Source organism: Rhizobium subbaraonis (assembly GCF_900220975.1).
In the GTDB taxonomy this organism is placed as follows: domain Bacteria; phylum Pseudomonadota; class Alphaproteobacteria; order Rhizobiales; family Rhizobiaceae; genus Mycoplana; species Mycoplana subbaraonis.
The window spans coordinates 69,755-81,452 of the sequence record NZ_OBQD01000012.1; the positions used below are offsets into that span (position 1 = coordinate 69,755).

Here is an 11,698-nt window from a genome sequence, read left to right on the forward strand (position 1 = left end):
GATGAAACCATGGCGCGCCGTGACGGGGCTGGCCTATATCAGCGACGGCTACCGTTTTCGGAGGTAGCCGGAAGCATACCTAAGATTGAGCCCGGTCGCCCCGCCTATTCGAACGGGCAAGCGGCGGTGCAATCATATGAGCCGCCCAGATCAATTGCTGAGCCTGCTCCATCCTTAACCATACTTTTCTCGTTTCGGTTCAACCGCCTAAATTCATTATCGCTTTTTGCGGGCATGTTTCGGAGGGACCGGGTTGAAACTCAGAATTCTGCTGCCCGCGGACATGTCCACGATGTACCCGCGCAATCCTTATGTGCTGCAACTCATGCAGGCTTTGCTGCAAGATCCGATGGTCGAGCTCGTTGCGCACGGTCCCATTCATCTCTTCCACGGCAACTGTGACTGGGATGTCGTCCATATCCAGTGGCCGGATGCGCTGATCGGCTGGAAGGACGAACGCGAGATCACCATAGAAGACATCGACGTCGCCCTGTCGCGGCTCGCCGCCCGCGCGCTGATCGTCCACACCGTTCACAATCATGTCCCCGACGAAGACAGCGGCGAACTCGGAGGGGCGCTCTACGCCACGGTCTTTCGCCACACCGACGTCTTCGTCCATCTCGGCAAGCGTTCGCGCGATACGTTTCGCCAGGCGCATTCCGGGGATGACTGGGCCGGGCGGGCAGTCCATGTCGTCATCCCGCATGGCAACTATGACTTCTACAAGACGTTCAAGCCGCCGGAAGCCGGCCTACCCCCCGCGCTCCTGACGAAGGAGAAGCGACTGCTTGTGTTCGGAGCGCTGCGGAGTGTCCACGAGGAAGCGCTGGCACGCGAAGCGTTCGCCAAAGCCAACGTAACGACGTCGCGCCTGGTCTTCGCGGGGGCGCTGTCCCCGCAGGCGTTTCCGGCCGAAGTGCGCAAGAACCTTCCCAATCCGGACAAAAGCGTTACCCGGCTGCACAGGCGGATACCGGACAATCTCATCGCGCCCCTGTTCAAGAGCTGCCGGGCCGTCTTCATTCCGCGCTCCGGCCGGCTGAACTCCGGTGTGGTGCCGCTGGCGTTTACGTTCGGCGTTCCCGTGGTTGCTCCCGACGAAGGCGTGATCGGCGAGATGAGCCGAAAGTTCGGCGGCATGGTCTACACGCCGGGGGACTGTTCGACGGCCGCCGCGGCGATCCGCAAGGCCCTGTCGATGCAACAGGAGGCGCGCGAGCGGCTGCGTGAACGCATCCTGGACTACAGCGCCACGGTTCTCGCATGGCCTCGCATCGCTGCGAAGCACCGCGAACTTTACATTGCCAACATTGCCAGGAAGAAAGGTCTTCCTTTGCACAAACGACTGAAGGCGAGGTTCGGTCTATGATTTTCGGGAGTTTCCTCAAGGGCAACAAAAGCATCTCTCAACCCACCCCCCAGACGACCGCTCCCCGACCCGCTGCCAAGAAGTCGGAAAAGTCACGGATTTCGCCCCTCGGCTCATTCGATGGAAAGACAGTGAGCCTCTATCACTGGACGCCGCGGGAGGCGGGCCAGACCAATTTCGGCGACGAGCTGGCGCCCTTGCTGGTGCGGCGCATACTGGACCGCAGCGGTCTTGCCGATATCGCCCTCCAACCATCCGGCGATGGGCCGAAACTCTTGGCGGTCGGCTCGGTGCTGCAGCAGGCACGCGAAGGTGATGTCGTATGGGGGGCCGGCATCAACGGCAAGAGCTGGCCACGCCGTCTGAAGACGATCGACAGCCTGCACGTCGCCGCCGTGCGCGGCCCGCTGACGCGGCGCGCGCTCCAACGCTTCGGGTTCGAGGTCCCTGCCGTTTTCGGAGATCCGGGTCTCCTCTTTCCCGAGCTCTTTCGCGACGAGATCGCGCAGGCCGGCGAGACGGTGAGCAGGAAGTACGGCAAGGCGGACGTCATCTACATTCCGAACCTGAACGACGAGAGCCTGCTGCCCGAGCGCTTTTCTCATTTGCCCGAGGGCGTGACGCTGGTGTCGCCGACGGCAGCTCCCATCGAGGTTGCGGCGATGGTGGCGCAGGCGCGGCTGGTGATATCGAGTTCCCTACACGGTCTGGTCTTCGCGGACGCCTGCGGCGTTCCCTGCCGTCCGCATCTGAGCGCCTTCGAGCCCATCTTCAAATATGTGGACTATTTCGAGGGCGTGGGGCGTTCGCAATACGCCTTTCACCTGACGATCGAGGATGCGCTGGAAGCGGCAGATCTCGCTATGGTGCAGATCGATACGAGGCCGATCCTGCAGGCCTTTCCCTTCGAGGCGCTCGGGCTTACTCGGCCGCCCGCTTCTCGATGATCGGGCTTTCCTCGGTCATCTCCACCTCGCGCACCCATTCGCGCCAGATGGCGACCAGAAGCGCCATCAGGACCGGCCCGATGAACAGGCCGAGGAAGCCCATCGTCTTCACGCCGCCGATGAGGCCGAAGAACGTCGGCAGGAAAGGCAACTTGATCGGCCCGCCGACCAGCTTCGGACGCAGCGTCTTGTCGACAATAAAGAGCTCGATTGAGCCCCACAAGAACAGTGCTATGCCCGCGAACGGCGAACCGCTGGAGACGAGATAGATCGACACGAGCGAAAACGCCAAGGGCGCGCCGCCGGGAAAGAGCGCCATCAGGCCCGTGATCACGCCCAGCGTGACGGCGGACGGCACGCCCGCGACCCAGTAGGCGATGCCGAGCACGATGCCCTCACCGATCGCGATCAGCGTCATGCCGGTCACGGTGGAACTGATCGTGGCTGGAACGATGCGGGAGATCCGCTCCCACCGCATCGGCAGGATGCGTTCGCCAATCGCATCCACCTGTCGCATGAAGCTCTCTCCGTCGCGATAGATGAAGAACAGAGCGATCAGCATGAAGAGCATGGTGAGCAGCAGATGGAACGCGGCGCCGCCGGCGGCAAGCGCGACGCGGTAGATGTTGCCGATGTTCGCGCCGCTGACGATCTGGCTCAGCTCGCCGATTGCGCCGGGGTGATCCAGGAGCTGTGTCCAGCGGTTCGCCATCCACTCGCCGACGACAGGCAGCGCCCGGATCCATTCCGGCACCGGGGCGCCCGTCTTGTTCATCGCCACCGCCCAGCCGATCCACTCGCGCACCTCCTGGAATGCGTAAGTGACCGCAAACATTATCGGCACGACGATGAATGTCAGGATCAGCAGGATGGCGATGGCGGCGGCCAGCGTCCTCCTCCCGCCGAGCGCTCCGCGAAGCCTGCAGAACAGCGGCCAGCTGGCCGTTGCGATCACCAGGGCGGCGAGCACCGGCACGACAAAGCCGTAGAAGAAATAGATTCCGGCTACGATGACGAGCAGCAGCAGCCAGCGGGCGGCGGAGATGGAGGAGATCAGGGCCACGCCCGACGCGCGGGCGGCGCCCAGCAGCCGGGGTTCCGGACGAAGATTGCGCAGTTGGGGCTCGTGCACCGTGTAACTCCTCTCGATGCGGCTCCGCACTTGTCGCACTCTCGGGACGCATTGGCTTATATCGTGATAACAGTGTCTGATGTCATCGCAAAGAAAAGCTTGCGTGTGCGACTTTTTTTTGGGTTTCGTGCACGTCAAGGGGAACGGACCCGATGCGGGACGAGCATATCCGTGGCATGGCCGGCGTTGACGCGTACACATCGCACGGCGTTGCCAAATTGGCAGCCTGGCGGACGAGCGAGCGTACGCGGCTGATCGCCGAACGCCTGTCCGGTTCACCCGAAAGTCGGCTTGCGGCGTCTTCCGTCATCCTCAAGCGCCTGCGCGAGACGGTCGGCGCGATGGACGGCAGGCGGGTCAGTCTCTACTGGCCATTCCGCGGCGAACCGGACCTTCGCCCATGGATCGAGGAGTTCTGGCAGGCGGGCGGCGTGGCGCTTCTTCCGGTGGTCGTTGAAAAGCGGCAACCGTTGCAATTCCGAAGCTGGCGGACAGGCGAACCGCTTGCGCGCGGCATATGGGACATCCCCATACCCGCCGGGGGAGAGGTGCTCGAGCCTGATATCGTCGTGGCTCCGCTTGTCGGCTACGACCCTGCCCTCTACCGGCTCGGTTATGGCGGCGGCTTCTTCGACCGTACGCTGGCGGCACTGCAGCGAAAGCCGCTTGCGATCGGGGTCGGCTACGGCAGCCAGAAGATCGCCACGATCCGCCCGCAGGCACACGACATCCCCATGGACGTCATAATAGCGACCGACCTCGGCTGACCGGCGGCGACGTCATCGCGGCACGCAGATCACGCGCGGTCCGCCGCCGAACGGCTGGTAGGTGTTGTCCGACAGGCGGTAGCTGCGATAACGGTTGGCACACCAGCTCTGTGCGGTCATGCCGTAGACGGGGGCCCGCGGGCCGACGGTCACGTCTCCCAGCATCTCACCGGTGCCGAACACGGCGCGCGGATACCAATAGCCGTTGGGGTGGCGATAGTAGCCTTCGCGATAGGTGGCATAGCCGCGCGTACCGCGATAAAGCGGCGGCCTGCGCAGGGCATCCACGGGGTCGCGTCCACCAAACATATCGACCGGATCCTGGCCGACGACGACGGGGCCGTTGCGCGGGCGCAAGGCATCGATCGCAACCGCAGGCACTGCGGTCGCAAGCGACAGGCCGAAAAGCAGGAATGCGGATTTTGACCAAAGAGCCATGACGCCACTCCTCGAGGGCAGCTGATCCATATTCTCACGCGGGGCCGGCTGTTTCCAGTCCGCTTCGAAGCGTGTCGCAGCATCACGGCCAGAATCCGGACAGACATTCACAATATTGACGTTTACGTCAATGTTATCTAGCAATTGGGGTTGAAGCCATGGTCCAAAGGCATCATGCTGCCGGCGTCGGGGAAGTTGGAGGAACGCTCCCGGACGCATAAATGGGGCCATGGGCGAACAGACGACTGGGAGGAATCGCATTCATGTCAGCAAGCGTCGAGGGTCGGACCGCCACCATTCCCGAAAGGATCTGGCTGGCCTCATATCCTTCCGGATTTCCGGCAGAGATTCCTCCGCTGGCCTATGAATCGATCGGTGCGGCGCTGGAGCATTTCTGCGCCGTCCATGGGGAGCGCCCGGCCTTCATCAGCATGGGCAAGAGCCTGAGCTTTCGCGGCCTCGAAGCGCAATCGGCCAGGATCGGCGCGTGGCTGCAGTCACGCGGGCTCTCCAAGGGTGACCGCGTGGCGGTGATGATGCCGAACATCTTGCAGAACCCGGTGGTCGTCTACGGGATCCTGCGTGCCGGCTTCACCGTGGTCAACGTCAACCCGCTCTATACCCCGCGGGAGCTGGAGCACCAGTTGAACGATGCCGGTGCAAAGGTGCTGTTCGTGCTGGAGAACTTCGCCCACACCGTGCAGCAGGTCGTCGCCAGGACGCAGGTTCAGGACGTCGTCGTGTGCAGCATGGGCGACATGCTCGGCCTCAAGGGCCACATGGTCAATCTCGTGGTGCGCCGGATCAAGAAGCTGGTGCCCATGTGGTCGCTGCCGGGCCATCATACCTTCAAGGCCGTGATGGCGGCAGGTGCCGGAAAGACGCTTGCAGCCCCCAACGTTACCCGTACCGACATCGCCTTCCTGCAATATACCGGCGGCACCACCGGCGTTTCCAAGGGGGCAATGCTCACGCACGCCAACCTGCTGTCGAACATGGAACAGATGGGCCTGTGGCTGGAAACGGCCTTCATCGGCAAGAAGCGGCCCGAGCAATTGGTCTTTCTCTGCGCGCTGCCGCTCTATCACATCTTCGCACTGACGGTGAACTCGCTCGCCGGCCTTCTGACCGGGGCGACGAACATCCTGATCGCCAACCCGCGCGACATCCCTTCGCTCGTGAAGGACATGGCCACTTACAAGGTCAACGTCTTTCCCGGACTCAACACGCTGTTCAACGCGCTGATGAACAATCCGGATTTTCAGAAAGTCGATTTTTCCAACCTGGCGCTCACCTTCGGCGGCGGCATGTCGGTGCAGCGGCCGGTCGCCGAACGCTGGCGAAAAATGACCGGCTGCCCGATCGCGGAAGGCTACGGGCTTTCCGAAACCTCGCCGGTTGCGACCGCAAACCGGCTGGACACATCCGAATTCACCGGCACGATCGGCATGCCGATCCCCTCCACCGACGTGGACATTCGCAACGATGAAGGGGCTTCGTTGCCGATCGGCGAGATCGGTGAAATCTGCATCCGCGGGCCGCAGGTGATGGCCGGATACTGGAACCGTCCCGACGAGACCGCCAAGGTGATGACCGCCGACGGCTTCTTCCGCACCGGCGACATCGGCTTCATGAACGAGCAGGGCCTGATCAAGATCGTGGACCGGAAGAAAGACATGATCCTGGTATCCGGATTCAACGTCTTCCCCAACGAGGTCGAAGAGGTGGCGATGACGCTTGCGGGCGTGCTGGAGTGCGCTGCGATCGGCGTTCCCGACGAGCATTCCGGCGAGGCCGTGAAGCTGTTCGTCGTGCGCAAGGACCCGAACCTGACCGAAGCTGACGTCAGGGCCCATTGCGCAGACAACCTGACCAACTACAAGCGCCCGCGCTACATCGAATTCCGCAACGAGCTGCCGAAATCCAATGTCGGCAAGATCCTCCGCCGGGAGTTGCGGCCGTAGTTCGGAGCGGCGACATATAAATCGATTTAAAAAACGGTCTGAAAAGCGGCCGCATCCGCCTGAAAGCGAGAGGCTGCCCTTGATTCGCCTCATGCAAACCGCCTAGTTATCGCACCAGCCATGTTGCGATGCAGGGAGAGTACCATGAACGCGCTTGTCGAAACGCTGAAAGCAACCGTAGCGGACACCGACGCCACCAACATTCGCGGCGCCTTCGCCGCCGACCCGCAACGCTTCTCCCGCTTCAGCGTTTCGCTTGACGACTTCCTGTTCGACTTCTCCAAGTGCGCGGTGAACGACAAGGTGCTCGACGGGCTCGAAGCACTCGCCAAGGAAGGCGGCGTCGAGAAGAAGCGCGATGCGATGTTTGCGGGCGAGAAAATCAACATCACCGAAGATCGCGCCGTCCTGCATACCGCATTGCGAAACCGCTCCAATGTGCCGGTCCTTGTCGACGGCAAGGATGTGATGCCCGACGTCAACGCGGTGCTGGAGGCTATGGGCGCCTTTGCGGATGGTATCCGCTCGGGCGCGCTTGCGGGTGCGACCGGCAAGAAGATCACCGATGTCGTCAACATCGGCATCGGCGGCTCTGACCTCGGCCCGGTGATGGCGACGCTGGCGCTTGCTCCTTATCACGACGGCCCCCGGCTGCATTTCGTCTCCAACATCGACGGCGCGCACATCGCCGATACGCTGAAGACGCTGGACGCCGAGACGACGCTGTTCATCGTCGCCTCCAAGACTTTCACGACGATCGAGACGATGACCAACGCCGATACGGCGCGCAGGTTCATCGCCGGCAAGCTGGGCGAAGCAGCCGTCGGCCACCATTTCTGCGCGGTCTCCACCGCACTCGACAAGGTCGCCGCCTTCGGCATCGCCGGCGAGCGCGTGTTCGGCTTCTGGGACTGGGTCGGCGGCCGGTACTCGATCTGGTCGGCGATCGGGCTGCCGCTGATGATCGCGATTGGCAAGGAAAACTTTGGCCAGTTCCTCGCCGGCGGCCATGCGATCGACAACCATTTCCGCAGCGCGCCGTTCCGCCAGAACATTCCCATGCTGCTTGGCCTGATCGGCTTCTACCACCGCAACGTGCTCGGCTACCCCTCTCGCGCAATCCTGCCCTACGACCAACGGCTCCTGCGCTTCCCGGCCTATCTGCAGCAACTCGACATGGAATCGAACGGCAAGTCGGTAACAATGGACAGCACGCCGGTGGACGGGAAGACGGGGCCTGTCGTCTGGGGCGAACCCGGCACCAACGGCCAGCACGCCTTCTACCAGCTGATCCACCAGGGCACCGACCTGATCCCGGCCGAATTCATGATCGCCGCCAACGGCCACGAGAAGGATCTGCGTCACCAGCACGAGCTTCTGATCGCCAACTGCCTGGCCCAGTCCGAAGCGCTGATGAAGGGCCGCACGTTCGACGAAGCAAAGGCGCAGCTGACCTCCAAGGGCGTGGACGAAGCCAAGGCCGACAAGATCGCGCCGCACCGGGTCTTTTCGGGCAACCGCCCGTCGATTACGATGGTCTACGACGAACTCACCCCATTCGCGCTCGGCCGCCTGATCGCGCTCTACGAGCACCGCGTCTTCGTCGAAGGCGCCCTCTTCAACATCAACTCCTTCGATCAGTGGGGCGTGGAGCTCGGCAAGGAGCTGGCGACCGGCCTGCTGCCGGTGGTGGAAGGCAAAGAAAGTGCCGCCGGGCACGATTCCTCGACGGCTGGCCTCGTGGCCGCGCTGCTGAAGGCTGCGAAGTAAGAAGGTCTATCCAACCTCCGACTTGTTTTCTCCCCGCCTGTCGGGGAGAGAAGCCGGGTCTCGGAACGACCGGGCCTAAAGCCCGATCTCTCTCGCCCAGGGGGGATTTGCGCCGGCGCGCGAGACAGTGACGGCAGCGGCCTTCGCACCAAGCGCAAGGGCGTTCCCGATCTGCTGCTCGTCCAGCCTCGCCACCTGCGCCTTCGTCAACAGGTTCTGCATCTTCAGGGACGCAAGGATGCCGGCGTCGAAAGTATCGCCGGCACCAACCGTGTCCACCACCGAGACGCGCTCACTCGGCACGGTGACCTTATGGCGTTCGGTGTAACCCACCGCCCCCTCCGCGCCGCGGGTCACCACGACCAGCTTGGCGCCCTGGTGCAGCCAGTGCCGCGCCAGCGTTTCCTCATCTCCCTCGAGGCCGAACCAGGCAAGATCCTCGTCGGAAAACTTGACGATGTCTGACATGGACGCCATGCGGCGGATACGGGCCAGATGCGCGTCCTTGTCCTTGATGAAACCGGGACGGATATTCGGGTCAAGCGAGATGACGCGCGCGGTCTGCTCGCGCTGCATCAGCGCTTCGTAGGTGGAGCCGCAAGGTTCGGGGATAAGGCTGATCGCGCCGAAGTGCAGCGCTTCGCACTCTTCGCCGAGCACGGGCAGGTCGTCCTGTCCGATCATCCGGCCTGCAGTGTTCTCGTCATAGAAGGCGTAAGTTGCATGCCCGTCCACCAGCTTGACGAAGGCTATGGTGGTCGGTCGGGAAAGCGTGGCGCAATAGCTGAAATCGACGTCGCTCCTGCGCAGCGTGTCACGCAGCAGGTCGCCCATCATGTCGTCGGAGAGGCCGGTAAAAAAGCCGGCGGGTACGCCGAGGCGGCCGAGCGCGATCGCGGTATTGAAGATCGCGCCGCCGGCGTAGGGCGCGTAGGCGTCCTCGCCAAGCGTCGATTGACGCGGCAGCATGTCGATCAACGCTTCGCCACAACACAGGATCATGAATGCCTCCTCCGAACGTTCATTCAATCGATTTAAACGAGCATAGCGGAAAATGCCAGCGGCTTTCGCTCAGCTGGTCGGCAACGCGCTGACGCCGCCATGCTCCGACGACCAGAGCAGGGGCGCATTCAGGAACGCCTCCACCGAGCTCAGGGTCGCCTCGTCGAACAGCTTCTGCGACCGCGCGACGGCCAGAACCTGGCGCCAGGTGGAGACGTGATGGAGCTTGACCTTGCCGTTGGCGAAGCGGGCTTCGGCTTCCGGGAAGATGCCGTAGAAGAACAGGGCCATGCCATGATCGACGACGCCGCCTGCGGCCCGGATCGCATCGATGAAGGTGAACATCGAGCCGCCGGCCGTCGTCAGGTCCTCGATGACGAGCACGCGCGCGCCTTCCCGCATTTCGCCCTCGATCTGCGCATTCCGGCCATGCCCCTTCGGCTTCTTGCGGACATAGACCATCGGCAGAGCCAGACGATCGGCCAGGAGTGCTGCGAAGGGGATGCCCGCAGTCTCGCCGCCGGCGACGACATCGAACTGCTCGAAGCCGGCATCGCGCGTGATCGTGGCGGCGGCGAATTCCATCACGGCCGAGCGGATGCGCGGATAGGACAGAAGCTTGCGGCAGTCGATGTAGACCGGGCTCGCCATGCCCGACGCGAGCTTGTAGGGCTCCTCCGGCCGGAAGTGCACCGCCTTGATTTCCCACAGCATGCGGGCGAGCAGCTCCGCCATGGTATCGCGTTCCGGGAACGAATTGGAAAACATTGTCGCCTCTCCCTGCTGGCCGTTTTGCAGCGCATAGCAGGTGAAGGCGCCAGATGCCAGCCGATGGGCACCCGAACCTGGCGGACACGCAACAAAAAAACTCCCCGCGGACGGGGAGGTTCGAAGGACGTTTCGGCTATGCGGGTCGATCAGGCGGTGGCAGCGACGGCACCGCGGCGGGCGTCGATCGAGATCGCGCCGGGGCCGAAGGCGGCGAGAACGAGGAAGCCACCGGCAATCGTCAGGTTCTTCATCATCATCAGGCCGTTGAACATGGTGAGCAGGCCGTTTGCGCCTTCCGGGAAATCAGGAACGTTGATCGGGCCGCTGTGGAATACGAGGGCGGTGAACACGCAGAATGCGGCGAGCAACAGCGCGGTGATCTTCGTCTGGAAGCCGACAAGAATGAACAGGCCGGCGACCAGTTCGAAGAGGCCGGCGATGTAGGCGAGCGCGGTTGCGGCCGGCAGGCCGGCACCGGCGATCATGCCGGCGGTGCCCGAGGGATCGAGCAGCTTCGGGTAACCGGCGAGGATGAACATTGAGGCAAGAAGAATGCGTCCCACGAGGACGACGAGGTTCTGAGACATGGCTGGCTCCTGGGCCGTTGGTTTCACTGGCGCTAATTGTTAGCAGAACGTTGCGTTTACACTAGTCCGCCACCGGGTGGACACATCGTTCACCTTTTGCGCACGATGGATGCGCCGTCCGAGCACGGCCGACCAACGCACAGAGACCCTGCCGGACTCTTTTCGGTTGCAACCACCGGCGGAGTGCAGGAAGAATTCGTCGACGACAGGCACGGGGCGCCAGGCGCGCGGGGACGGACAGATGACCGAGGTTACGAGGAGTGTCGCCTTTTGGCGTTCGTTTCCGATCTTCGAAGGCTTCAACAAGGACACGCTCGCCGAGATTGCCGATATCGCCACCTATCGGAAATGGAATGCAGGCACGGTGCTGTTCCAGCGCGGCGACGACGGGACCTATCTCATCGTGGTCATCTCCGGTCGCATCAAGATTTCGCTGATCACGCCCCAAGGCAGGGAGCTTTCCCTACGTCACCTGGAGGCCGGCTCCATCTTCGGCGAAATGGCGATCCTCGACGGGCAGCCGCGCTCAGCCGACGCCACCGCTGCAGTTGCCACCGAAGGCTACGTGATCAGCAAGCGCGATTTCCTCGAGGTCCTGTCACGCAATCCGCAATCCTACCAGGCGATCATCCATTATCTCTGCACAAAGCTCAGGGAGACGACCGAACAGCTGGAAACGATCGCGCTGTACGATCTCGATTCCCGCGTCGCGCGCTTCTTTCTCGCCATGCTGCGCAACATCCATGGCAGCGATCTTCCGGAGTGCGCCAACCTGCAGCTCTCTCTCAGCCAGACCGAAATCGCCAGCATCGTCGGCGCCAGCAGGCCGAAGATCAACCGCTCCATCCTCGCGCTGGAAGAGGCGGGAGCGATCCGCCGTACGGACGGCATCATCTTCTGCCACACGGGCAGGCTGCTCGCCGTCGCGGAGCCCGAAGACAAGTAGCCGCC

At 63.0% G+C, this 11,698-nt stretch carries 11 protein-coding genes; 6 read left to right on the top strand and 5 right to left on the bottom strand.

Going from position 1 to position 11,698, the window contains the following annotated elements; genetic code table 11:
- Nucleotides 1-253 precede the first annotated feature (253 nt).
- Both CRO48_RS31825 and CRO48_RS18820 read left to right on the top strand, forming a co-directional pair.
- Nucleotides 254-1,369 carry a glycosyltransferase gene (locus CRO48_RS31825; protein WP_141402075.1) on the top strand — a complete coding sequence of 372 codons (1,116 nt, stop codon included), beginning with the start codon at nt 254-256 and terminating at the stop codon, nt 1,367-1,369.
- A 131-nt stretch (nt 1,370-1,500) separates the two neighbouring features.
- Nucleotides 1,501-2,316, top strand: coding sequence for a polysaccharide pyruvyl transferase family protein (locus CRO48_RS18820; protein WP_176526814.1), 816 nt, complete (start codon nt 1,501-1,503; stop codon nt 2,314-2,316).
- On the opposite strand, the gene CRO48_RS18825 is transcribed toward CRO48_RS18820, so the two are convergent.
- Entirely contained in the window at nt 2,291-3,448 is a 1,158-nt protein-coding gene (locus tag CRO48_RS18825; protein WP_245423570.1) for an AI-2E family transporter, read from the bottom strand. The genes CRO48_RS18820 and CRO48_RS18825 overlap by 26 nt on opposite strands.
- 152 nt (nt 3,449-3,600) lie before the next feature.
- Between CRO48_RS18825 and CRO48_RS18830 the strand changes: the two genes are divergently transcribed.
- On the top strand, nt 3,601-4,215 hold the full coding sequence (locus CRO48_RS18830) for a 5-formyltetrahydrofolate cyclo-ligase (RefSeq protein WP_245423571.1): 615 nt from the start codon (nt 3,601-3,603) through the stop codon (nt 4,213-4,215).
- 12 nt (nt 4,216-4,227) lie between these two features.
- Here the strand turns inward: CRO48_RS18830 and CRO48_RS18835 are convergent, their stop codons facing one another.
- The gene (locus CRO48_RS18835) at nt 4,228-4,653 is read right to left on the bottom strand and encodes a BA14K family protein (protein WP_245423572.1); all 426 of its coding nucleotides are present in this window, start codon (nt 4,651-4,653) and stop codon (nt 4,228-4,230) included.
- A gap of 263 nt (nt 4,654-4,916) precedes the next feature.
- On the opposite strand from CRO48_RS18835, the gene CRO48_RS18840 reads away from it, so the two are divergent.
- On the top strand, nt 4,917-6,617 hold the full coding sequence (locus CRO48_RS18840; protein ID WP_097141416.1) for a long-chain-fatty-acid--CoA ligase: 1,701 nt from the start codon (nt 4,917-4,919) through the stop codon (nt 6,615-6,617).
- 144 nt (nt 6,618-6,761) lie between these two features.
- Nucleotides 6,762-8,387 carry a glucose-6-phosphate isomerase gene (gene pgi / locus CRO48_RS18845; RefSeq protein ID WP_097141417.1) on the top strand — a complete coding sequence of 542 codons (1,626 nt, stop codon included), beginning with the start codon at nt 6,762-6,764 and terminating at the stop codon, nt 8,385-8,387.
- 75 nt (nt 8,388-8,462) lie between these two features.
- Here the strand turns inward: pgi and CRO48_RS18850 are convergent, their stop codons facing one another.
- From CRO48_RS18850 to CRO48_RS18860, 3 genes are all read right to left on the bottom strand, one after another.
- The gene (locus CRO48_RS18850) at nt 8,463-9,389 is read right to left on the bottom strand and encodes a carbohydrate kinase family protein (protein WP_097141418.1); all 927 of its coding nucleotides are present in this window, start codon (nt 9,387-9,389) and stop codon (nt 8,463-8,465) included.
- Nucleotides 9,390-9,458: 69 nt separating this feature from the next.
- Nucleotides 9,459-10,157, bottom strand: a complete 699-nt coding sequence (locus tag CRO48_RS18855; RefSeq protein ID WP_097141419.1) for an orotate phosphoribosyltransferase — start codon at nt 10,155-10,157, stop codon at nt 9,459-9,461.
- A gap of 149 nt (nt 10,158-10,306) precedes the next feature.
- Nucleotides 10,307-10,747 carry a DoxX family protein gene (locus CRO48_RS18860; RefSeq protein ID WP_097141420.1) on the bottom strand — a complete coding sequence of 147 codons (441 nt, stop codon included), beginning with the start codon at nt 10,745-10,747 and terminating at the stop codon, nt 10,307-10,309.
- Nucleotides 10,748-10,988: 241 nt separating this feature from the next.
- On the opposite strand from CRO48_RS18860, the gene CRO48_RS18865 reads away from it, so the two are divergent.
- Nucleotides 10,989-11,693, top strand: a complete 705-nt coding sequence (locus CRO48_RS18865) for a Crp/Fnr family transcriptional regulator (RefSeq protein WP_097141421.1) — start codon at nt 10,989-10,991, stop codon at nt 11,691-11,693.
- The last annotated feature ends 5 nt before the right edge of the window (nt 11,694-11,698 follow it).

Bases quoted from the DNA above. Each gene is read 5' to 3' on its own strand.
- CRO48_RS18830 (WP_245423571.1), top strand. From the start codon at position 3,601: ATGCGGGACGAGCATATCCGTGGCATGGCCGGCGTTGACGCGTACACA.
- CRO48_RS18835 (WP_245423572.1), bottom strand. From the start codon at position 4,653: ATGGCTCTTTGGTCAAAATCCGCATTCCTGCTTTTCGGCCTGTCGCTT.
- CRO48_RS18840 (WP_097141416.1), top strand. From the start codon at position 4,917: ATGTCAGCAAGCGTCGAGGGTCGGACCGCCACCATTCCCGAAAGGATC.
- pgi (WP_097141417.1), top strand. From the start codon at position 6,762: ATGAACGCGCTTGTCGAAACGCTGAAAGCAACCGTAGCGGACACCGAC.
- CRO48_RS18850 (WP_097141418.1), bottom strand. From the start codon at position 9,389: ATGATCCTGTGTTGTGGCGAAGCGTTGATCGACATGCTGCCGCGTCAA.
- CRO48_RS18855 (WP_097141419.1), bottom strand. From the start codon at position 10,157: ATGTTTTCCAATTCGTTCCCGGAACGCGATACCATGGCGGAGCTGCTC.
- CRO48_RS18860 (WP_097141420.1), bottom strand. From the start codon at position 10,747: ATGTCTCAGAACCTCGTCGTCCTCGTGGGACGCATTCTTCTTGCCTCA.
- CRO48_RS18865 (WP_097141421.1), top strand. From the start codon at position 10,989: ATGACCGAGGTTACGAGGAGTGTCGCCTTTTGGCGTTCGTTTCCGATC.